This window comes from Amycolatopsis sp. NPDC089917 (genome assembly GCF_040684635.1).
Classification (GTDB): domain Bacteria; phylum Actinomycetota; class Actinomycetes; order Mycobacteriales; family Pseudonocardiaceae; genus Amycolatopsis.
The window spans coordinates 105996-128072 of sequence record NZ_JBFBGL010000006.1; the positions used below are offsets into that span (position 1 = coordinate 105996).

Below are 22077 nucleotides of genomic sequence, written 5' to 3' on the forward strand. Positions count from 1 at the left end.
CGCGAGTGCCGCGTCCTGCCCGGGGCGCAGCGGCGTTCTCGGGCTCCTGCTCGTCCACTAGACCAAGGGAATCTTCTTGAGCGTCATCGATATCGGACAGTCCGTGATCCTGGGCGTCGTCGAAGGCTTGACCGAATTCCTCCCGGTCTCCTCGACCGGGCATCTGAAGATCGCCGAGGGGTTCCTGGGTATCCCGGTCGAAGACGAAGCGGTCGTCGGCTTCACCGCGGTGATCCAGATGGGCGCCATCGCCGCGGTGCTCGTCTACTTCTTCCGCGACATCGCCCGGTTCGCCGCCGCCTGGGGACGCGGCTTGGTCGACCCGCGGGCCAGGCAGGAACACGACTACAAGTTCGCCTGGTGGGTGATCTTCGCGACGCTGCCCATCGTCGTGGCGGGCCTGCTGTTCCAGTCGCTGGTCAAGGGCCCGCTCGCGTCCTTGTGGGTCGTCGCCGTCTCGCTGATCGCCGGTAGCGCGGTCATGTGGGCCGCGGATCGCTTCGGCACCGGCAAACGCGCCGAGGCCGATGCCACCTTGTCGGACGCGATGCTCGTCGGCGGCTCACAGATCCTCGCTCTGTTGTTCCCGGGCTTTTCCCGCTCAGGGGCCACGATCTCGACGGGCCTGCTGCGCGGCCTCGACCGGGTCGCCGCGACCCGGCTGTCGTTCTTCCTGTCGATCCCCGCGCTGACCGGCGCCGGACTGTACGAACTGAAGGACGCGCTCGGCGGCGGCCTGGACCCGGTGCCGCTGCTAATCGGCACGGTCGTCTCGTTCGCCGTCGCCTACGCCTCGATCGCGTGGCTGCTGAAATTCGTGGCACGCCACACCTTCACGGCCTTCATCGTGTACCGCGTCATCGCCGGGCTCGCGCTGCTCGGCCTGATCACCACCGGAGTCCTGACCGCCTGATCGCGATCGCCGGCCGATCGCGCGGCCTGGCACCGGCGCGTACGGGCGATGCCTTCCTGTGCGGTCATCGGCCGCCGGGTTCGGTCCAGGTGAGGTCGGCGCCGAGTGCCGCGGTGAGGCGGGTGATCGTCTGGCGGCTGCTGTCGTCGCCCGCGTGGTCGGGGAGCCAGGCGGACGCGATGTAGGCACCGATGACGTCAGCGGTGCTGCAGGCGGCGGCCAGGCATTCCTCGATCCGCGTGAGTGAGGGGCCCGGGCCGGAAGGGAAGCGCGCGCCGGGCAGCTGGGCGCCGTCGATGACGTCGATGTCGAGGTGGAGATAGACGGGAACCGGGCCGAGCCGGCCGAGGGCGGAGGCGATCGCGGCGGGGTCGGCGGGCACGCGATGGACGTGGCTGGAGGTGAGGGCGTCGCGCTCGGCGGGGTCGAGGTCGCGGGCATCGGCGAGCACGACGCTGGTGTCGGGGACGGGGCGCAGGCCGAGGTCGTCGTCGAACAGGCCAGGGGTGCGGCCGGTCAGCATGGCCAGCGCCATGCCGCCGATGTAACCGCTGGTCGTGATGGCGGGATCGTTGAAGTCGCCGTGGGCGTCCAGCCAGAGCACGGCCAGGTCGCGATGGCGGCGCTGCAGACCGGCCACCACCGCGCGGGAGGTGGGGCAGTCGCCGGAGAGCACGAGAGGCCTGGCGGCCTGCGTCACGACGTCGAAAGTGGCCTTGTGCAGCAGGCTCATCCGGGCGGGAACGGGGACGTCGGGGAGAGCGGGGAGGCCGACCCGGGTCGCGGTGGCGGGGGTCGGGAGGGCCGGGATGTGCTCGTCGAGGTGCCAGGGCGTGACGATCAGATCCCACGTGTCATCGGTGCCGTGGTCGGCCACGAGGTGTCTCTCTTTCGCTCGGCGGATGAGCGGGTCGGGGTTCCGCTGGTGCAAGTCTGCCGAAGATCACCTCTCGCCGGGCGGCATTTCCTCACCCGACGGATTCTGTCGCTGACGCGATCATCACGTATACGGTCAAGGCTGCGGCCGAGCAGGCTTGGTGCGCGACTCCGGTCGCATCGATTTCGGGAGGCTGAAATTCTGACCGACACGAACCGTCGCCGACGGCCGAGGCCGGAAAACACGCCGGGAGCCGGACTCCGGCCCGTTCCGGCGAGCAGACGGGCGGGGGTTTCGAGGTGACCCGCAGCGCGGTGACGATGACGCTTCCCACCCTTCCCGTGCTGGTCTACGAAGTGTTGTGGGAACGGCTCGGCCTCGGGCCGATGCCGTCCCCTCTCGTGGTGCGCCGCCACGGCCGCGATGACGAGGAGCGCCGAGAGTTTCGTGCTCGCGCACATCGATGGCTGACGTCCAACAGCCTCGGAGACGCGGACAACCTCGACGGCGACGTGCTGCAGGCCTTGCGGGCGATGGACGATCGCGACCTCGGGCTGTCGGTGCGCTACAACGACTCCGCCGGGCGGGTGGCGATCGGCTGCTTTCCCCAGCACACCGGCCGGGCGTTGCGTGTGGTGATGCGCAACGAGACCGTGGAACTGGGATGGATGAACGCGACGAGGATGGCCGAAGGCATGTTGGAGGCACTGCCCGTGACCCAGCCGGGCATCGGGCGGCCCCTCCGCGTGAACGAACTCGCCTTCCTCCGGTCGGGCCGGGCGTGGCGGCGATCGGGGCTGCTCAGCGATGGGAAGCGGTCTTTGACCGAGCACGGGGTGAACCCTGAGGGCGCCGAGTGGTTCCTGCGTGTTCTGTCGAGGGCCAAGGCGGTCGGGCAGGCGAGTGCGGAGCGCTCGGGAGCCGCCGGAAAGATGCTGACAACGATCCGCCCGTTGTCCTTTGTGGACAGCGCCGATGGGCGGTACGTCGTCGTGCGGAGCTATGGATCGGTCACGCTCCTGCCCGCCGACGGTGCGACGTTGAAGGCACGGATCGGAGGGCTCGCGGACGACGACTTCGTCGAGAGCCGGCCTTCACCCGACAAAGGCGCGTTCAGCCACCTCTGGTGATCCCCGTACGGCGCGCCGGCCGGCGGATGTCGATCCGTCGGAAATGGCCTGCCGGGCAGGCGACGGCTGTTAAGGTCCGCGCCATGCGGATGTGGTGCTTTGGCCTGGTCATGGGCGCGGGCGTGCTGCTCGGCGCCTGTGCCGGGGGCGGGTCCGGGGCCGGCCAGGTGGTGCCCGCGACGACCAAGCGGGCTCCGGAGACGACGGCGACCGGCCCCTTGACGACGCCTGCGTCGTCACCGCCGGAGACCCCGGCGACCACCACGACCCAGGCGGCGCCGGACACCAGGCGGACCACGACCCATCGCTCCACGACGACCGCGAAGCGTCCGACGACCCCGCGTCGCACACCCACCCGGAGACGCTGACGGTCTTGGTCGCCGCCGCCGTCGGAACCACTCGGGGAGCCTGTCCATATCGGCCCTCAGCGGCGCGGCGAACCGTGCCTGACAGACTGCGGGGATGATCGTCGGATACGTCCTCGCGCTGCTGGCGGCGCTGGCCTCGGGTGGTGGCTCGGTGCTGGAGTCGATCGGCGTCCGCCGCGCGGGCGCTTTCGGCGGCAGCGCGCTGGACCTGGTGCACCTGCGGCGCCAATGGATCTACTTCCTGGGCGTCGGTGTCGACCTGGTCGGCTTCGCCTGCGCCGCGGCCGCGTTGCATCGGCTGCCGCTGTTCCTGGTCCAGTCGGTCCTGGCGTTCAGCGTCGGCGTGACCGCCGCGATCTCCGCGCTCATGGGCACCCGCTTGGCGGCGCCGGGCTGGGCCGCGCTCGGTGTCGGGGCGGTCGGCCTGGTCCTGCTAGGACTTTCGGCGCAGCCGGGACCGGCCAAGGAGCTGCCGTCGGGGTGGCGCTGGGTCCTGCCCGCGATGTCGCTGGTCGTGGGGGCGATCGCCTGGTACTTCAGGCGCTTCGACCGCCCCTGGGCGGCGCAGGTGCTCGGCTTCGCGACGGGAGTCGGTTTCAGTGTGGTCGGTGTCTCGGCGCGCACCCTGAACCTCCCGTCCTCGGGCTGGGGGATGCTGGCCGAACCGGCCGTCTGGGCGATGGTCCTCAACGGCCTGGCCGCGGCGATCGCGTTCGCCCTTGCCCTGCAGAAGGGCGGAGCGACGGCCGTCAACGCGATCATGTTCACCACCAACACGGCGTTGTCCTCGGTCATCGGCCTGCTCTTCCTCGACGACCGGGTCCGTGACGGCTTCGCCGGATTCACGATCGCAGGCCTGATCCTGGCCATGGCAGGCGCGACCGTCACCGCTCACTACGCCACCGAGGCGAAGGAGCCCGCTCGGGAACCGGCAGTCCAGAGCCGCTAGCGATCAGAAGGGTCACCGGGCGTGGCCAGTGCGCCCGCGGCCTTGCCGGCCGGGGCGCACTGGCCGCCATGGTCCTCCAGGGGGTTAGGCCGTCGCCTCCCAGGCGGTCACCGCACCGCCCGTGACCTGGTCGATCCAGGCGCGGTAGCCGGGGACGCTGTTGTAGATCCCGGGACCGTTGAGGCAGTTGCTGCTGTTGTTGCCGGAACGGCTGGTGGCTCCGGTCAGCTGACCATCCAAAATGGACGGTCCGCCCGAGTCGCCGTAGCAGGCACTGGTTCCGGGTGCGCCCTGGAAGCAGATCTCCTTGCCTCGCTTGAAATCCGCGGTGCACTTGGCGTCCGCGGCCGTTGTGGTGTCCACCTCGCGAAGCTGCGGCGACGAGCCTCCGCAACCAGGGGTCCCGCACGTCTGGCCGTGACCGATCAGCTTGTTGACGGTGCCGACGGCCGGGCTGGAGGCCGCGATCTTGATCGGCTTGGCGGTGGCCGCTCTCGACAGCTTCACCACGGCGATGTCGTTCGCGCCGAGGGTCGCGCTCGCCGCGGTGATGAGCTCGCCGCCGGAGCCGGTGTTGATCGAGCCGATCCGGGCGGAGAAGCCGCCGCCGGTGGAGCCCTGGACGCAGTGCTTCGCCGTGACGAGCCATTGCGGGGCGATCAACGACGCTCCGCAGAAATGACGACCGTTGCGCTGCAGCGACGCGAAGAACGAGTACGGAGTGGTGACGACCTTGCCGCCGATGATGAAAGGTTCGATCGGCGGTCTGGCCGGTGACTCGGCCACGGCCGCAGGCCCGGCGAAGAGCGACCCGGCAAAGAGGGCGGCGGCGATCAAGGACATACGTCGGATCCACATGATTTTTCGGCCTCCTGCTGAGAAAGGGGAGTCCAGCATGGGAAGGGATTCAGTGGTGTCAGATCGTTCAACACCACACCGTAGTGCTCTGTAAAGTATCCGCTACCTTCCTTGGTACGGAATCGGACATACCATCGAGGGGTGCGGCCGGCACGCGACGTCCTGATCCCAGCCGGTTGGTGTATCACTGAGCGCGCTGTCCGCGACATAGCCGACAGGCGGGTTCGATCGTCAATGACGACGGGGGATGTGAGTGTCGCGCACCTGGTGGCGGGTGGGGCTGGTCGCGGTGGTGCTGGTGGCGTCGGTGACGTTGTCGATACGGCTGGGGCCACCGGATTGGCTCCTCGCCGATGCGCACCCGGTGCGTAACGCGCTGGAGGGGATGAGCTGGCCGGCGGGGACGTTGGCGTTTCTGGCGTTGTTCGTGCCGCCGTTGTGGCGATGGGTACGGGGTCATTACGACGAAGCCGGTGAAGCAGAGGAAACGGAGAAGCGCCGTGAGCCTCGGATAAGAGTCCGGTTCGTCGAATGGATGAGGCAGCCGTTCGCGGCGAAGTACCGCAAACACGTCCTCGCGGGGCTGCGTTACGTGGACCTGAAAGGGCTGGCCACCCCGGGCATCGTGACCCCGGAACTGGACGAGGTCTATGTCCACGTCAGCCTCGTACCCCGGCCCGCGCACGAGGTCGGTGGCCTGCTCACCGCGGACGAGGCCGGCAAGCGGCACGACATCGACGATTTCCTTGACCAGGAGCGGCCGCGCTTGCTCGCCGTGATCGGCACCCCCGGCAGCGGCAAAACCACCCTGCTGCGCCATACGGCCCGGATGATCTGCCGGGAGCAGGAGCGCCGTCGTCGTGTCCCGATCCTGATCTACCTGCGTGACCATGTCGAGGCGATCACAGGCAAGCCGCCGGCCCGCCTGGCCGACCTCGTCCGGGTAAGCCTCGGCGACCTGGCCAGGCTCGAACCGGGAGACTGGCTGGAGCTGCAGTTACGCAACGGCAACTGTGTAGTGCTCTTCGACGGCCTCGACGAGGTGGCCCGCGCGGAGTATCGGCGTGCCGTGTCGGCATGGGTGGAGCGGCAAACCCGGCAATACCCGGGCAACGACTTCGTGATCACCTCCCGGCCGCAGGGCTATTCGGAGGCGCCGGTCGAGGGTGCGGCGGTGCTGGCCACCCGCCCGCTGAGCCCGGCGCAGGTCACGGTGTTCGTGCGGACCTGGTACACCGCGACCGAACGGATCACCACCGGCGCCCGCAACGAGGATGTCGACACGGCCGCGAACCTCGCCGCCGACGACCTGCTGACCCGGCTGCGCGGCGCACAGAACCTGGCGGACCTCACGACCAACCCGCTGCTGCTCACCATGATCGCCAATGTGCACCGCTACCGTGGCGCCCTGCCTGGGCGGCGAGTGGACTTGTACGGCGAGATCTGCCAGGTGATGCTCTGGCGGCGTCAGGCCGCCAAACAGCTGCGACTGGCCATGCCGGGTGAACGGCTGGAGGTACTGCTGCGCGCAGTGGCGCACCATATGATGGTCTCCGGCGTGCGCGAGCTGCCCGCGCGGGAGATCGTGGGAGTGCTCGATCCGCTGATGCGCCGGATCTCGACACCACTGACCTCGTGGGACGTCCTGGTGGAGGTGGTCGGTGCCGGTTTGCTGGTGGAACGGGAACAGCTGCGGTACGCCTTCGCGCATCTGACCTTTCAGGAGTACTTGGCCGCGGTCCATATCCGTGATCGCGGCCTGGCGACCATGCTGACCGGGCACGTCGACGACTCGTGGTGGCGGGAGACGACCCTTCTCTACTCGACGCTCGTCGACGGAGATCAGATCGTCGCCGCCTGCCTGCGTTCCAATGGCGCCAATGCCCTCGCGCTGGCCTTCGACTGTATTCAGGACGGCGCCGATCTGGATGCGGCGTTGCGCGATCGCACCCTCGACCTGCTCGATCGTGCCCAGCGGGACGACTGTCCCGACGACGTCAGGACCCTGGTGACCAAGGTCCTGACCACCCGCCTGCTGCGTGACAGCGCCACAGTGGACAGTGGAGCGATTCTGTGTCGCGCGCCGGTGCCCAACCGTCTTCTGCAGCTGTGGTATCGCGCCAAGCGCGCCGACAGCCCAGTACCGTGGAACAACGAGCCCGCCACCGGGATGCCGTTGTCAGATGCGAAGGCATTCAGCGCTTGGCTCGCCACCGCTGTCGAGGAACCCGGCATCCGTTTGCCCACGGCCGAGGAACTCGGCGAACGAGCGGCCGTGCTCCCCGGGCACTTCGCCTGGACCTCGGACGGCTTGCACGTACCAAGCGGGGAGCATCCGCACCACATCTCGCGGACAGTGCTTCAGGACCAGTTGGCGGTGGACCTGGATCCTGAGTTCGAGCGGGTCGTCGCCCTGCTGCGTGTGCGCGCCGAGGCGAAATCCATGGGAAATCGGGAAGAGGCCACCGACTACCAGCGGTGGATGAAGCCCTTTCTGACTCGTGCGCAGCTCCGCACGCCTTACTTGCACACGAATGTGTCCGTCATGCGGCAAGAGATCATCGAGGCCGCTGATGCCGCGCTGCAGGAAACCAGCCTGGCCGTCCGGGAGCTGTTCGACTGGGAGCAGGACACCGCGGACTTCACCCTCGTTGCGGGCAAGGTGATCCGTCGCTTCTATCGCTACGCGCACGGAAGAGCGGACTACGACGCGGACTCACTGCGGTTGGAGTTCGCGCGGGCCTGGCCGGACGACCTCGTGGTGTGGCCTGAGCCTCGGGCATTGATGAGCACGGCGCAGGCGGTGTGCGACAGCCAGCGATCCGAGAACTCCTGGGAGCGGGAGATGTGGAAGCGCCTGGTCCACGCCTGCGAAAAGATCGCCGACGCATCGCGAGGGACGACAGCGCAGTTCCGGCAGATCCGGTTGCTCGCATTGTTTCTCGCGGCGCAGGCTGAAACGGCCAGGCCGATCCACCAGGTCGCCGCCTTGGCCATGGTGATCGAGCGCAGGCAGGCCGGTGTGGTGCCCGCCAGTGAGGTTGTTCATCTGCTGAAGGACGCGGAGGCGTCCTCCGGTGCCTCACGGCGTGGGTGAAGTCGACGACGCCAACGTGATCTGCGACAGGCGCGCACCGCGCCCGGAGATCGGTCGATGTAACCGCTCACCCCGGGACTGGCCGGTGAACGGGTGATCCAGTGCGAAAGAGGCTGCGGACGCTCCGCATCGGGGAGCGGGCCTACACGTGGCGGGCCACGATCGGTCAGGTCGACGGCGACGGCGTCGACAGCCGCCGCTGCGTCAGAGTGCGCGCCTGGGGCGCCGGCAAGAACGGCCGTGCGCTGGAGGCGGATCTGCTCTCGAAGGCCATGAGCGTGGGCTGGACCCCGGCCGCGACCGACGGTTCCTACCCGGAGCCTGCCGACGTCCGGTTCCTGATCGAGAGCGCGCTCGCCCTCGGCTGGGACCCCGGCGCGCTCGGCGGCACTTTCCGGCTCACCGAAGAGCATGGGGTGGAGCTACCAGGTTTCCTGCTCACTGACCGCGTACGCGACCCTGACGCACGGGACCCTTCCGCGCGGGTGATTCAGGCGCCGCAAAGGTGAGCCACGACGTCCCGCGTCCGGCGAGTAGCGCCGACCGGCCCGGCGTGGCCGGGTGACGGCGGCCCGACCCCGGATAAGGGAACGATCATGTTGGCCGGACGGGTGAGCTTGACCGTCCGGGAACACCAGTTCCTCGACGCGAGCGTCCGGGCTCGCGAAGAAGAGACGGCCCGGGCGAACCGATCCGCGTGGCGGCTCCGACGGCTGGCGGCCACGGCGGTGGTCATGAGCGGGCTCGCCGCGGCCTCGGTCGCGCTGGCCGTTCGTGAACGGAGACAGGGTTTGACCCTTTGCTGGTGACCGCTTGCCCCCCGGCGCCGACCCGGTCCAGGTAGTCCCGCACGGCAGTCCTGCTCGCGCCGGGTGCGCGCAGCGCGAGGTACCCATCAGGCCGCACAAGGACGAGGGTGTCCCCGGTGACGCCGTACGCGGTCCGCGCGTGCCCTTCGACGTCCACAAGATCGGCACCGCTGCCGGGCGCGCCGACCGCCACCGGCTTGACGAGTCCGCGGTGGGCGGTGCCGGCGTCCTGCAGTGGACCGGCGCAGGACTCGCCGAAGCCGAGCAGGGTGAAATGCGGGCCGCGGAAGGCGTCGAACAGCCGCCGTGGCGTGCCGGAGCTGTCCACGCAGGGCGCGTCGGGGGCCCGATCACCGGCGCGTGGTCCGTTCCCGGAGTCGCCGTCGACGGACAGCGAGCCGGCCGGGTAGCCGAGCCCGAGCTGCTGGCCGTCCGGGGGCGCGCCGTCCGCGATGTCCGTGCCGCCACCGTCGACGAACCGCTCCGCGACCCTGCGCAGCCCCTCGGCACTCACACCGAGCGTCCACGAGGCGACCGGGAGCCGCTCCTCCTCGTAGCTGTCCAGCAGCGACTCCCGCGCGCCGGAACACACCATGGCGAGCTTCCAGCCGAGGTTGTACGCGTCCTGGATACCGGTGTTCATGCCGAGGCCGCCGGCCGGCGGATGCACGTGCGCCGCGTCGCCTGCCAGCAACACCCGGCCCACTCTGAACCGGTCGGCCATCCGCACGTTCACCCGGTACGTGGACAGCCAGCTTGCCTTCGAGAGCCGGATGCCGTGCCCGGCGGCGAGATCGTCCACGATCCGCCGGAAGTACGGCAGGGAGGGTTCGGGGAGGCTGCCGCCCGAACCGAAGTCGCTGAACGGTACGGCCTGCAGTTGCCAGGACCGCTCGTGGCGGAACGGGCACAGGGCCAGGAACCCGCGTCCACGGACGGTCCACTGGTACCAGGCGTCCGGTTCGAGCCCGTCGAGCTCGACGTCCCCGAGCAGCATGGCCTGCTCCCCGCTCTCACCTTCGAAGCGCACGCCGAGTGTCTTGCGCACGGTGCTGCGGCCGCCGTCGCAGCCGACCAGGTAGCGCGCAGCCACCCGCTCGCCGGTATCCAGCACCGCACGCACACCGTTCGCGGACTGGCTGAACTCGGCGACGCCCGCGGCCAGTTCCACCCGCACGCCGTCCTCGGCGAGCCGTGCGCGCAGGATCCGCTCGATCCGCCACTGCGGGATCAGCAGCCCGCCGTCATAGGGCCGATCCGGTGTGGGTGCCCGCTGGGCGTGCGGGTCGGCCTCGGCAATCAAGTCGCCGTCGAGGTACCGCCGATGTGGCAGGTGCCGGAACCCGTGGTGCAGCACCTCGTCGGCGACACCGAGGTCGTCCAGCACCTCCTGGGTGCGTGCGGTGAGCCCCTTGCCGCGCGAACCGGGGAAGTGCTCGCCGGCTCGGTCGACGATGCGCACGTCGACGCCCCGGCGGGCCAGCTCGATGGCCAGCGTGAGCCCGGTGGGTCCGGCGCCCGCGATCAGTACGTCGGTCACCGGTCACCGTCCTGGCGCACCGCCGGCGCCGATGCGGCATGCATGTTCGCCATCACACCCTCCCTGATCCCGTGCGGTCACTGAGGCGATCGGCGGTGACGCTAACCGGTTTCCGGGCAGGTGTCCTGGTGCTGGAGGTGTAGACGGGGTGGATATCTGCCTGGGAAATCTCCACCGCGGTTCCTCCCGCGAACCGACGACACACCCGGGCGGCGTTCGTAGCGTCGTCATCAACGGTTAGGCCGTCGCGATAGTGACCATCGAAGGAGCATCACCCATGTTGATCGGATCCCTGGTGACCGCCGCCGGCCTCTTGTCCGGTGTGCCGACCGCGTTGTGGCTGACGGTGGCTGTCCTCGCCGTGGTGGGCGTGGTGGCCTTCAAGATGCGGAGGCGCCGACAGCGTTGACCATCGCCTCTGGGCCAGGCGGCGTCGATCACCGCTCTGGCCGGCCATCAACCTCTGACTCGGCGCGGCCGCCCAATAGCTACGGATCCTCATCTATCGCTGCGGACCTGGCTGGGGCCTCGGCGCCCGGGAAAGCTGGGGACCGTGTCGAAGCGATTCGAGGAGCCCGCGACCGTTTCCACCCTCGGACCGCGCTATGTACGGGACCGCATGGTGGCCGGCGTGCTTCACCGGATGGCGGGCTTGGCGGACGTCGCCCCTTACCTGCGAGGGTCGTCACGCGCGGCGGTGGTACGGCTGACCGGCGAGGTGCTCTCGCGGTGCCTCGACGCGCTCGAGCCCGAAGGACGGCTCAGTGGCGGCGAAGACGCGTTGCGGTCGCGTGAGGGAGAGCCCGCCGCGGTGAGGATCGTGCTGGCCAGGGTGCTGGGCCGGTTCGCCTGGGAACAGCTGACCGAGGTCATCGGCCCGTTCGAGGTGCCCCCGCTGGCCGTGTGCCGGTCCGCGGAGGTGCTGTTCGACAGTCTCGTCGAGCTGGCCCGTCCGGCCTCGCATTGAGGGGTAAGGCAAAGGTGGCGTGTTCAGTCGCTCGCCCGTACGCCGGCCTCGGGTGTTGCGAAAGCCACTTCCGCGACGTTGAAGGTTGCGAAAGTGGCTTTCGCAACGCTCCGGGACCACGCTGATCGCCACCGAACACCGGTCCGTGAAGGCCTCCTTGAGGGACCCAGAGTCCCTCAAGGAGGCCTTCACGGACTTGGCACCTGACAGGACACCTTGCCTTACTGCGCATTAAATGAGGGCCCTTAGAGAAATCCCGGACGGGAGGTTCGCGCTTAGAGTCGTTTCATGAACGGTGCGGCAGCGGATCTCGTCTCGGGGACCGCACGGGCGATCGCCCGGTGTCCCGCCTTCGCCGTGGTCGAAAGCGAACCGGGAGCGGGCCGGACACGGCTGCTCGACGAGCTCGCGCGCCGCGAAGCCGGGGAGTGCGCCGTGCTCCGGGTCCGTTGTGCCCAACGCCGTCGACCCGTCCCGCTCGGCCCGGTGCTCGAAGCGCTGAGCGCCGACCTCGGCAGGTGGACCGCGGTCGCGGGTCTCCTGTCGCCGCTCGCCGGAGTCCTCCGGCCCCTGCTTCCCGAACTGGGGGGAGTGCTCCCCGCCGCGCCTGCCGACACGAACGGCCGTCACCTTGTCTTCCGGGCGCTCCGGGAACTGCTGACCGCGCACGACCGCACGGTCCTGCTCGCGGACGACGCGGACGAAGCCGACGAGGAGACCCAAGATCTCTTCCGGTTCCTGGCGGACAACCCTTCTCCGCGGCTGGCGGTCGTCACCACCTCGACGATCCGGGCGCATCGGCCCGGGCAGGGGGAATCCTGGTGGCCTCCGAGATCGGGAGTGACCGCGATCCTCACCTTGGCGCCGCTGGATGCCGACGACGTCGTGTCGCTGGCCGGCTCGCGGGAGCTCGGCGAACGGGTTCATCGACGGACCGGCGGTGTGCGCGGAGCCGTTCACGCGGTCCTGGAATCGCCTCGCACATCCATGCCGGAGGCCTGGTCCGCCGCGCTCGCGGCCAGACTCGCGGAAGCGGATCCGGATTGCGCCGCGGTCACCGAGGCGGCTGTGGTCTTCGGCCGCTCCGCCGGTGGCGCCGAGCTGGCGACAGTGTCCGAACTGGACGGTGATGCCGTCGACGACGCGCTGCTCTCCGCTCTCGACGCGGGATTTCTGCGAGATCTGGGCAGAGGGCGGTACGCCGCACGCAGTCCTCTGGTGGCGGAGGCCGTCCACGCCGCCATCCCCGGCCCCCGCCGGTGCCGCCTGCACGGTCGCGTCGCCCGGCTTCTCTCCGGTTCGGGTGAACCGGACGCGTCGAGAATCGCGCAGCACCATCGGTCGGCCGGTGAACTCGGCGAATGGGTGCGATGGACCTCGGAGGCCGTCGACACCGCGGTGGCCGACGGCAAGCCGGACGAAGCCGTGCGCCTGCTCGAAGCCGCGCTCGGTGACGAGGGACTTTCCCGCGCCGACCGGGAGAACTTCGCGGTCAGGCTCAGCAGGGAAACCGCCTACGAGCTGATCAAGGAGCCGACGGTCCGCCTGCTGCGCACGGCGGTGCGGGAGTGGCCGATGAGCAAGACCGCCCGCGGTGAGATCCGGATCAACCTCGGCCGGGTGCTGATCAACCAGAACGGGCAGGTCGACGCCGGCCGCTCGGAGATCCAGCTGGCCGTCGCCGACCTCTCCGACCATCGCGCCCTGCTCGCGCGTGGCCTGGTCACGCTGGCGCTCCCGCACCTCGGCGCGATCCCGGTCGAGGAGAACCTGCGCTGGCTCGATCAGGCCGAGCGGGCCAGCCAAGGCATCCGCGACGTCGAGCTGCTCGCCGCGGTCACCGCGAACCGGATGTCCAGCCGGATGCAGGTGGCCGATCCCGGTGTCTGGCTCGACGTCGGCACGCTTCCGGATTCGCCGCGGTCGGCCGATGTGCGCCGCCAGGTCTGCCGGACCTACATCAACCTCGCCGACGCGGCGGCGTGGAACGGCTACTACCCGGTGGCCAGGTCGTATCTCGCGACGGCACGGAGGCTGATCCAGGACGAGCACCAGCCCTATCTGGAAGCCTTGGCCGCGGGTACGGACCTGCGACTCGACGTCGCGATGGGCCTGTTGTCCACTGTGGACAGCGGGGCTCGTGACCTGATCGCGCGCGTGGGGGAAGACAGTTCCCTGGCCGGTGAGCCGCTGCTGGCGCTCGGGTGGTACCACTTCGGTCGCGGACGGCGGGCGGCGGCGTTGCGCGATTTCGACGCCGCGTTCGGGCTTTCGGCGGGCAGCGTTCCCCTGCAGGCCTCGTCGTTCGCGGGGCGGGCGGCGGTCCGGCTGGCGGGCAAGGACCTGGCGGGGGCGCGTCGTCTCGTCGAGTACGGGTTGACGAACGTCCGCCGCAAGAACAACTGGGTGTGGGCGGCGGAACTGCTTCCGCTCGCGGTACGGATCCTGATCGGTGCGCACGAGACCGAAGCCGCCGAAAAGCTGCTGGCCGAGTATCAGGAAGGGATCGCCGGCCGCGACGCGCCACTCGCTGTCGCGGCGGACTTGTTCTGCCGGGGACTGCTCGCCCGGCCTCGCGCCGCCGAAGCCGCTGAACTGTTCAGCCGCTCGGCGCGGTCCTACCAAGCGTTGCCGCGACCTCAAGCGGCCGCGGGCGCAGAGGAGCTCGCGGGCGAGTGCTACGCCGAACTCGGCGAGCACGAACGGGTACTGGGCGCGCTCACCTCGGCCGAGACGACCTACCGGGCGCTGGACTCCCTCGCCGATGCGCAGCGGTGCCGCCGAGCACTCGCGGCTCACAGTCCGGACGTCCCGCGACGCGGCCGTCGCGGCTACGGCAAGGCGCTGTCACCGCGTGAACTCGAGGTCGTCGGCCTCGCCGCACAGAACCTGACCAATCGCCAGATCGCCGAACGCCTGTTCCTGTCGGCACGTACCGTCGAGGTCCATCTCGGCCGCGCGCTGTGCAAACTCGAGCTGCCTTCGCGCGCCGTGCTGAGTGAAGAATTGCTGCGGGACCGGCTCGCCTTGTCGAAAACCATCTGAATCATGTGATTTACTCGACTTGACCTTTTCGTGTCCGCGCAGATTGATGAGGTCACTTACTTTTTCGGCATACGGGCCTTAGTGATTCCAGTCCGCTCGAACCGGCATGACTTGCGGTAAAAGTGCTGGTGGCGACCCTGTGAATTTAATGAGTAGTCTATCGTGGACGACCACTATTGTTCTCGGCTCCCGGAAAATTCACTGTTGTCACAGCGTCGCGGTCGCCTTCGCGCTCTCCCCGCCCGGCGCCGATTCCCCACCTTCAGGAGTATGCCGATGCGTGAACGTTTCCGTCCTCGATGGACCTTGGCTTTGGCCACGGCCCTGTCCGCCGCCACCCTCGTCCTCCCCGCCGCCGCTTCCGCGGGCGAACAGGCCGTGCTGAAGGGCGGTCCCGGCGCCATCCCGGGCGCCTACCTCGTCACGTTCAAACCCGGTCAGGCCACCACCGCCGACGCGCGCTCGCTGGCCTCGGGCTACGGCGCGCAGGTCACCCGCACCTACGACGCGGCCGTGCGGGGCTTCGCCGGCCGCATGACGGAGGCGCAGGCCCGGAAGCTCGCCGCGGACCCGGCCGTCGCCACCGTCGAGCAGGACGCCCTCGCCCACGCCACCGACACCCAGAACGATCCCACCTGGGGCCTGGACCGGATCGATCAGAAGGATCTGCCACTGGACAAGAAGTACAGCTACGCCAACAAGGGCGACGGTGCCACCGTCTACGTCCTCGACACCGGGACGGACTACCGGCAATCCGAGTTCGGCGGCCGCGCGAGCAGCGGATACGACTTCGTCGACAGCGACAACGACGCCTCCGACTGCCATGGTCACGGCACCCATGTCGCGGGCACTGTCGGCAGCACGACCTACGGTGTCGCCAAGGGCGTGAAGATCGTGGCCGTCCGCGTGCTCGGCTGCAATTCCAGCGCTCCGTGGTCGACGATCGTCTCCGGTATCGACTGGGTCACCAAGAACGCCAAGAAGCCCGCGGTGCTCACGATGAGCATCGGCGGCGGAGCGACGTCCACTGTGGACCAGGCGGTGCAGGGCGCTGTCCGGGCGGGGATCACCGTCACGGTCGCCGCGGGTAACGAGGGGCAGGACGCCTGCAACGTTTCGCCCGCACGCACACCGGAGGCGATCACGGTCGCCGCGAGCGACGCGCAGGACAAGCGGTCGATCTTCAACTCGTCGCAGTCGTCGAACTACGGGACCTGCACCGACCTGTTCGGACCGGGCAGCAACATCACCTCCACCCGCAACGGCGGCGGCACGCAGCAGATGAGCGGCACGTCGATGGCCACCCCGCACGTCGCCGGCGCGGCCGCGCTCTACCTGACCGCGAATCCGTCGGCCACCCCGGCGCAGGTCACCAAGGCGCTGCTCGACAACACCACCCCCGGCAAGATCTCCGATGTCAAGGGTTCGCCGAACAAGCTGCTGTACACCGGTTTCCTCGATGGCGGCACGCCGAATCCGCCGTCCTGCGCGGGCGGCAGCAGCACCGACGACGTCGCCATCCCGGACGCCGGTGACGCCGTGTCCAGCACCGTGACCATCGGTTCCTGTGACGCCAAGGGCACTTCGGGCACCTCGGTCGCCGTGGCGATCAAGCACCCGTACTCCGGCGATCTGAGGATCGACCTCGTGACGCCGAGCGGCAAGGTCGTCAACCTCAAGCAGGCCGGTGGCGAAAGCTCGATCGACCTCTCCAAGACCTACACCGTCGATACCTCTGCCGAGAACCGCTCCGGCGACTGGAAGCTGCGCGTCCAGGACGTCTACCGCTTCGACGCGGGCGCCATCGACAGCTTCGGCCTGACCTTCTGATTTCCCTCCCTGTGAAAGGAAACACCGTGCAGAGAAAAAGAATCCTGGGCCTGCTGGCGCTGGGGATGACGGCGCTGTCGGTCCCCGTCGTCGGCGGAACCGCCGGGGCGGCGCCCCAGCCGGTCACGTCGGCCATCGCCCCGACCGGTGACGTCCGGATCCCCGACGGCGCCCACGCCCAGGGGATCGGCGGCGTACCGGCCTCGGTGAAGGACTACCCGTTCGCCATCGCGGCCCTGCGTGAAGGCGGATCACGCCCCAAGGGACAGAGCTGCAGTGGTTCGGTCGTGGCGCCCCGCAAGGTGATGGTCGCGGCGCACTGCAAGGAACTCGCGGGCGAGAAGTCCGTCCTCTACGGACTCGACGACCTGAAGAGCACCGGCGGTACCCAGCTCAAGGCCGTCGACTACCAGCTCCACCCCAAGTTCACCCAGCCCTGGAACGGTTACGACGTCGCGATCATCACCACCGACGCGGACATCCCGGTCCCAGCGGGCGGCTACGCGAAGGTCGCCACGTCCGCCGACACCGGCCTGGAGACCCCGGGCAAGGACGGTTTCAGCCTGGGATACGGCAAGAAGACCCAGAACGACAGCCCCGCCGACGTCACCTTGCAGAAGCTGACCCTGCCGATCGTCAACGCGAACCAGTGCACCGGGGTGGAGAACGGCGTCGACCCCAAGACGATGATCTGCGCCGGCTACTCCGACGGCCGGAAGACCGTGCTGCCCGGCGACAGCGGTGGCCCGTTCATCGTCAACGGCGTGGTCGTCGGCATCACCTCGTGGAGCCGCAGCGACTTCAAGTGGTACAGCGTCTACAGCCGCCTGAACAACGAGATGGGGGACTGGGTCAAACAGCAGATCGGCGACGCGCCCAGCGCCGACAAGTTCACCCTCGCGGCGTCGCCGGGCTCGGTGAAGGTCGACCCCGGCAAGTACATCTCGACGTCGATCACGAGCAAGCCGGGCAAGAACGGCAGCGAGAACGTCGCGCTGACCGCGTCCGGGCTCCCCGACGGCGCCAAGGCGACCTTCCAGCCGTCGAGCATCAAGTCGGGCGACACGGCGAAGCTGACGATCGAGACCGCGGCGGGCACCCCGGAGCGGGACTACACGATCACCGTCTCCGGCAAGGGAACGACCGACACCGTGACCACCACGCTGACGCTGACCGTCGGCAAGGGCGGTAGCGAGCCAGGTGACCTGAAGGTGACGCTCGACCCGGCCTCGGGGACCGCTCGCGCGGGCTCCATGGTCAGCACGAAGGTGTCCGTGACCGGCGGCAGCGGCTCGATCACGCTCTCGGCCTCCGGCTCCGGCCTGCCGTTCGCGCCGTTCTTCAACCCGCAGACCATCTCCAGCGGCGGTACGTCCACGATGCAGGTCTTCCCGCCCTTCCAGGCCGGCACGTACCCGATCACCGTGACGGCGAAGGACGGCGCCGGCAAGACCTCGACCGCCACGTACACGCTCACGGTCCAGTGACCACGACGACCATGGAGGTGACCCACCATGCGTAACCAACGAAAACTCCTGCTGGCACTGGGCGTCCTGACACCGCTGCTGGCGCTCGGCGTCGGGAACGCCGTCGCCGCGGAAGCCGAAGGTGTGGTGATCCAGGCGAAACAGCACTACGGCGACCAGTACATCGTGGTACTGAAGGACGGCCTCGCGACCGCGCAGGCGTCGTCCGCGTCGCTGACCCAGCGCTTCGGCGGCGAAGTCCGCTCGACCTGGTCTGCCGCGCTGAACGGCTTCTCGGTCAAGAAGATGACCGAGAAGCAGGCGCGGCGGCTCGCCGCCGATCCGTCGGTCAAGGCCGTCTACCAGGACGGTACGGCCCGCGGCGCCGACACGCAGGCCAACCCGACCTGGGGCCTGGACCGCGTCGACCAGAAGAACCTGCCACTGGACAAGAAGTACACCTACAACAACAGCGGTGAGGGCGTCACCGCGTACGACCTCGACAGCGGCATCAACCCCGGCAACCCGGAGTACGAAGGCCGGGCGAGCCTCGGCAAGGACTTCATGGGCGGTGACGGCAAGGACTGCAACGGCCACGGCAGCCACACCGCCGGCACCATCGGCAGCAAGACCTACGGGGTCGCCAAGAAGGTCAAGATCGTCGGTCTGAAGGTCCTGGGCTGCGACAACACCGGACCGGACTCGGGCATCATCGACGCCGTCGACTGGGTGACGGCCAACGCGACGAAACCGGCCGTGGCGAACATGAGCCTCACCACGGACGCGCCGGGTGTCGGTGACGACGCGGTCAAGCGATCCATCGCGTCCGGGGTCGTCTACGGCATCGCCGCGGGCAACGCCTCGACCGACGCTTGCAACACCAGCCCGGCGCGGGTACCGGAAGCCATCACGGTGAACGCGACGGACTCCAGTGACAACCGCTCGTCGTTCTCCAACTACGGAAGCTGCACCGATATTTTCGCGCCGGGCACGAACATCACTTCGTTGAGCCCGAGCAACGGCGGATCCGCCGGAATGAGCGGGACCTCGATGGCGACACCGCACGTCGTCGGCGCGGCCGCGCTCTACCTGGCGGCCAACCCGTCCGCGACCCCGAAACAGGTCCGGGACGCGCTGGTCAACAACGCTTCCGACGGTGTCGTCAAGAACCCGGGCAGCGGTTCGCTGAACAAACTGCTCAACGTCTCGTTCATCGGCGGCGGTGGCCCAGCGCCGAAGTGCGGCACGAAGTCGAACACCACCCCGGTCTCCATCCCGGACGCCGGTGCCGCGGTGACGAGCACGGTGACGCAGGACGGCTGTGACGGCAGGGCGTCCTCGTCGCTGCCGGTGAAGGTGGACATCTCGCACACCTACACCGCGGACCTGGTACTCGACCTGATCGGGCCGAGTGGGAAGGCGTACCGGCTCAAGGGCTCCGGCGGAGTCGGCACGGCGGGCGGTGTCCACGAAACGTACACGGTGGACGCCTCCGGTGAGAACGCCAACGGCACCTGGAAGCTGAGCGCCCAGGACGTCTACCGGTTCGACACCGGCTCGATCGACGGGTTCACCGTCACGTTCTGACCCGGGGGCGAGGAAATGAGGTGGGGCCGGGCTTGGCGACCGGTCCCACCTCATCGCGTCAAGGCGTCGGAATCGCCTCCAGGAGCCAAACCCGGTCTCGCCGAGCGGTCGCGGTCCCGTGACAGATCGCCTGGACCACCTCCGCCACCGACATCGTGAGCCTGAGCGGTGGATAGTCGAGCTCGACGGTTGGCCATCGGTTCCTTCAGGCAGCCAGTGTCGTCGAGTGATGGCCGATCGCGGTCGAGGAGCGCGCTGCCACACAAGGTCGTCACCGCACTGAACCCTGTACGCGCGGTGCTCCCGCCGTCTGCGACCGTGATGTGACCGCACGGTTTCGAAGCTTGCCTCGTTCGACCGGTCCTCTCGAGTGCTGACGGGGCCCGCTCCAGGAACCCAGTACGCGGCAACTGCACGGACTCGGTCACCACACGCAGGGACGTCGGAGAACTCGGTGAGCGGCAGGTAGTGGTCGTTGTCGCGCCAGCCTCGTCGGCGGACCCTCGTCGGCTGGAACCGCCGTGGGGTGCCTTTTCGCCCCACGGCGGTGTTCCGTGCTCTGGTTCGGTGCCACACGACCGGTGCGCCACCTTGCATGCCGGATTGCGTGGACTTCTCAAGAACCGCTTCGCGTCGCGTGGATTCGGTCGATCCACCAGTTGGCGAGGTGTCGAGATCGAGGAGGAAGTCGTCGATCGTCACGCAGTTCCCGCAGTAATGGTACGTGGGAATCGGTGCCGATACTGTACACAAGTCCAAGCAGGATATCCGTGTCCAAGGCACCTGGGCGTACCGAGGCCAGCTCGAATTGGACCGCGAGTATGCGCCGCCATGTCATGTCGTCGAGACGTCCTTGGCTGTGTACACATGCCCATGCGGCGGCGTGTCTCACCTGGTGCGGCTGCGCACGGCTGAGCAACAGCCGTCGCGCGAGGGCTCGATGGTCGGGAACCCGCAGTTTGGCCAATAACTGCAGCCCGTGTTCGAAGGGGAGATCTCGGCCGAGGGATACGCCGAGGTGAACATCGACCAAGGCGTGCGCCAATGCCGTGCGATAGGGAGTCGCCGCGAGGAGGAACGCGGCATACAAGCGCCGGTCGGGATTAGCACTGAAAAGTGCGTCCTGGAGGATGTCGTTGAGGACTGTGTCCTCCGTGTCGAGGTGGGCATCGACTCGCCGCTGGGTGGCGAGTCCCAGCGTCCGGCACGCAGTGACAATTGTCGCGTCATAAGGTGAGTACGGTTTGGGGCCGAGAATCAACCGCGTGTCATCGACCAACGCGTTGAGGGCTCGGTGGTGCACAGCGGTGGAGGTGAGATCGCGTAGAGCATCCGCGAGTGCCCCGTGGGTTTTGAGGGTGAAGTGCCCGCGTCGGGCCTTCGCGGTGATCGCCAAGAGCGCGCCGGTCAGGGGCCGCCGGTCGGGGGCGGCACGGATCAAGTCGACCAGGTAAGTGGTAGCTTCAGGCAAGCGGGACGCGTCGAGGAGCGAGATAGGCTCGATACACACAGGGGTCGCTGGATCGTCTGCGATGTCGATGCACGCCCGGACGGCGAAGGACGCGGCGACAGGATGCTCGGCCAGTCTGCTGATGGCTTCTTGCCGGACGAGCCAAGCCCTGTCCTCGGCGGTGGCGAGTTCATTGAGCAGGTTGTGCATTATCGTCGTCCATAACCGTGGTGGGTGGAGCACCAGTCCTGGTCGGGCCTGGATCATGCGGGAAAGGCGGCGCCATTCTCTTCCTGTCATCGCACCAGAGGTATGTGATTTTTCGATGAGTTCGTGAAGATCTTTGGAGGATTCAGTCGCTGTTGCAGGTGCTATCGCGTCGGAACAGTTCCAAAAACGGCCGACCGCTTCATACGCGGACACCAGACTGTCGTCGGGAAGTCCGAGTATTTGCTCATAGTGCCGGACTGTGGCCGCGCCGGCAGAGGTCTTGCCGGTTTCCCAGCGAGTCACCTGTGATGGTGCCAGCGTCGGACGGAGTTTGCGAAGCTGGTTTGTGAATTGGCGGGCTGATCGACAATTCTCGGATGAGGCCAGCTTTCTGTTGGCACGCAACATCCATGCGAGACGCCGCCTGCCCTCCTTGCTCGCCACATCGATGATGTTTCTCTCCGCGCCGCGACTGGTCAATCATCCGAACAGGGTGAACAGCACATCAGTCGTGAGTCGTGGTGAAGGGGACCGTCACGAGGCAAACCACAAGATTCCATGGTCGGTGGCCGGGGGACGTGCGTCGACGTCCCCCGGCAGTGGTGTGTTACCAGTTCTGGCACCCCGGCACGCTGGCCTGCCTCGGGACGCCGTTGGCGTGGATCCAGCCCGTCTTCCACCCGTTCTGCGTCCAAGCGTCGACCTTGAACCAACGGCCGTCGCCGTCTTTCCAGCACCAGGTGGTGCTGTCCTGGTCTCCGACCGTGTAGCCGTGGACGCCGCAGTATGCGTAGCCGCATGTGCGGAGGTTCCAGCCGTCTGCCACGCGGCTCTTGTCCCCGGCCGCGGCCGTCGCCGTTGCACCGCTGAACAGACTGCTCACAGCGGTGACGGTGACCGCCAGCGTTGTCAGCAGCAGACGGGTACGAACCATGCGCTTACCAGGCTTGCTTCCGTGGAATCTGTCCACCTGACCTCCCA

The 22077-nt window shown here is 68.4% G+C and carries 17 protein-coding genes; 11 read left to right on the plus strand and 6 right to left on the minus strand.

Annotation, left to right across the window (positions count from 1 at the left end; genetic code table 11):
- Positions 1-76: 76 nt before the first annotated feature.
- A complete protein-coding gene (locus AB0N89_RS07145; RefSeq protein WP_364201071.1) occupies positions 77-913 on the plus strand; it encodes an undecaprenyl-diphosphate phosphatase in 837 nt (278 codons plus the stop codon).
- Positions 914-977: 64 nt separating this feature from the next.
- On the opposite strand, the gene AB0N89_RS07150 is transcribed toward AB0N89_RS07145, so the two are convergent.
- Positions 978-1790, minus strand: coding sequence for an arginase family protein (locus AB0N89_RS07150; protein WP_364201073.1), 813 nt, complete (start codon positions 1788-1790; stop codon positions 978-980).
- A 320-nt stretch (positions 1791-2110) separates the two neighbouring features.
- Here AB0N89_RS07150 and AB0N89_RS07155 point away from each other — a divergent pair, with 320 nt between their 5' ends.
- The gene (locus AB0N89_RS07155; protein WP_364201075.1) at positions 2111-2920 is read left to right on the plus strand and encodes an ESX secretion-associated protein EspG; all 810 of its coding nucleotides are present in this window, start codon (positions 2111-2113) and stop codon (positions 2918-2920) included.
- Here the strand turns inward: AB0N89_RS07155 and AB0N89_RS07160 are convergent.
- Complete coding sequence (locus AB0N89_RS07160) at positions 2904-3275, minus strand: hypothetical protein (protein ID WP_364201077.1); 372 nt, start codon at positions 3273-3275, stop codon at positions 2904-2906. The genes AB0N89_RS07155 and AB0N89_RS07160 overlap by 17 nt on opposite strands.
- Positions 3276-3382: 107 nt before the next feature.
- Between AB0N89_RS07160 and AB0N89_RS07165 the strand changes: the two genes are divergently transcribed.
- Positions 3383-4237 carry a hypothetical protein gene (locus AB0N89_RS07165; protein WP_364201079.1) on the plus strand — a complete coding sequence of 285 codons (855 nt, stop codon included), beginning with the start codon at positions 3383-3385 and terminating at the stop codon, positions 4235-4237.
- Between the two features lie 84 nt (positions 4238-4321).
- On the opposite strand, the gene AB0N89_RS07170 is transcribed toward AB0N89_RS07165, so the two are convergent.
- Complete coding sequence (locus AB0N89_RS07170) at positions 4322-5080, minus strand: serine protease (RefSeq protein WP_364201081.1); 759 nt, start codon at positions 5078-5080, stop codon at positions 4322-4324.
- 268 nt (positions 5081-5348) lie between these two features.
- Between AB0N89_RS07170 and AB0N89_RS07175 the strand changes: the two genes are divergently transcribed.
- Positions 5349-8192, plus strand: a complete 2844-nt coding sequence (locus AB0N89_RS07175) for an NACHT domain-containing protein (RefSeq protein WP_364201083.1) — start codon at positions 5349-5351, stop codon at positions 8190-8192.
- 101 nt (positions 8193-8293) lie between these two features.
- Positions 8294-8701: a hypothetical protein gene (locus AB0N89_RS07180; protein WP_364201085.1), complete on the plus strand. Its 408-nt coding sequence runs from the start codon at positions 8294-8296 to the stop codon at positions 8699-8701.
- A gap of 223 nt (positions 8702-8924) precedes the next feature.
- Here AB0N89_RS07180 and AB0N89_RS07185 read toward each other — a convergent pair whose 3' ends face one another.
- On the minus strand, positions 8925-10541 hold the full coding sequence (locus tag AB0N89_RS07185; RefSeq protein ID WP_364201087.1) for an FAD-dependent oxidoreductase: 1617 nt from the start codon (positions 10539-10541) through the stop codon (positions 8925-8927).
- A 277-nt stretch (positions 10542-10818) separates the two neighbouring features.
- Between AB0N89_RS07185 and AB0N89_RS07190 the strand changes: the two genes are divergently transcribed.
- The 6 genes from AB0N89_RS07190 (at position 10819) to AB0N89_RS07215 (ending at position 19436) form a co-directional block, all read left to right on the plus strand.
- Positions 10819-10950 (plus strand): hypothetical protein, encoded by a 132-nt coding sequence (locus AB0N89_RS07190; protein ID WP_364201089.1) that lies wholly within the window; start codon positions 10819-10821, stop codon positions 10948-10950.
- A 144-nt stretch (positions 10951-11094) separates the two neighbouring features.
- Positions 11095-11508, plus strand: a complete 414-nt coding sequence (locus tag AB0N89_RS07195; protein WP_364201091.1) for a hypothetical protein — start codon at positions 11095-11097, stop codon at positions 11506-11508.
- Positions 11509-11796: 288 nt separating this feature from the next.
- Complete coding sequence (locus AB0N89_RS07200; protein ID WP_364201093.1) at positions 11797-14553, plus strand: LuxR C-terminal-related transcriptional regulator; 2757 nt, start codon at positions 11797-11799, stop codon at positions 14551-14553.
- Positions 14554-14829: 276 nt separating this feature from the next.
- Positions 14830-16383 carry a S8 family serine peptidase gene (locus AB0N89_RS07205; RefSeq protein WP_364201095.1) on the plus strand — a complete coding sequence of 518 codons (1554 nt, stop codon included), beginning with the start codon at positions 14830-14832 and terminating at the stop codon, positions 16381-16383.
- A gap of 26 nt (positions 16384-16409) precedes the next feature.
- Entirely contained in the window at positions 16410-17870 is a 1461-nt protein-coding gene (locus AB0N89_RS07210; protein ID WP_364201097.1) for a trypsin-like serine protease, read from the plus strand.
- A gap of 27 nt (positions 17871-17897) precedes the next feature.
- Complete coding sequence (locus tag AB0N89_RS07215; protein ID WP_364201099.1) at positions 17898-19436, plus strand: S8 family serine peptidase; 1539 nt, start codon at positions 17898-17900, stop codon at positions 19434-19436.
- Between the two features lie 616 nt (positions 19437-20052).
- Here AB0N89_RS07215 and AB0N89_RS07220 read toward each other — a convergent pair.
- Together AB0N89_RS07220 and AB0N89_RS07225 are read right to left on the minus strand one after the other, a co-directional pair.
- Positions 20053-21540: a hypothetical protein gene (locus AB0N89_RS07220; RefSeq protein WP_364201101.1), complete on the minus strand. Its 1488-nt coding sequence runs from the start codon at positions 21538-21540 to the stop codon at positions 20053-20055.
- 163 nt (positions 21541-21703) lie between these two features.
- Positions 21704-22030, minus strand: coding sequence for a hypothetical protein (locus AB0N89_RS07225; protein WP_364201103.1), 327 nt, complete (start codon positions 22028-22030; stop codon positions 21704-21706).
- Between the last annotated feature and the right edge of the window lie 47 nt (positions 22031-22077).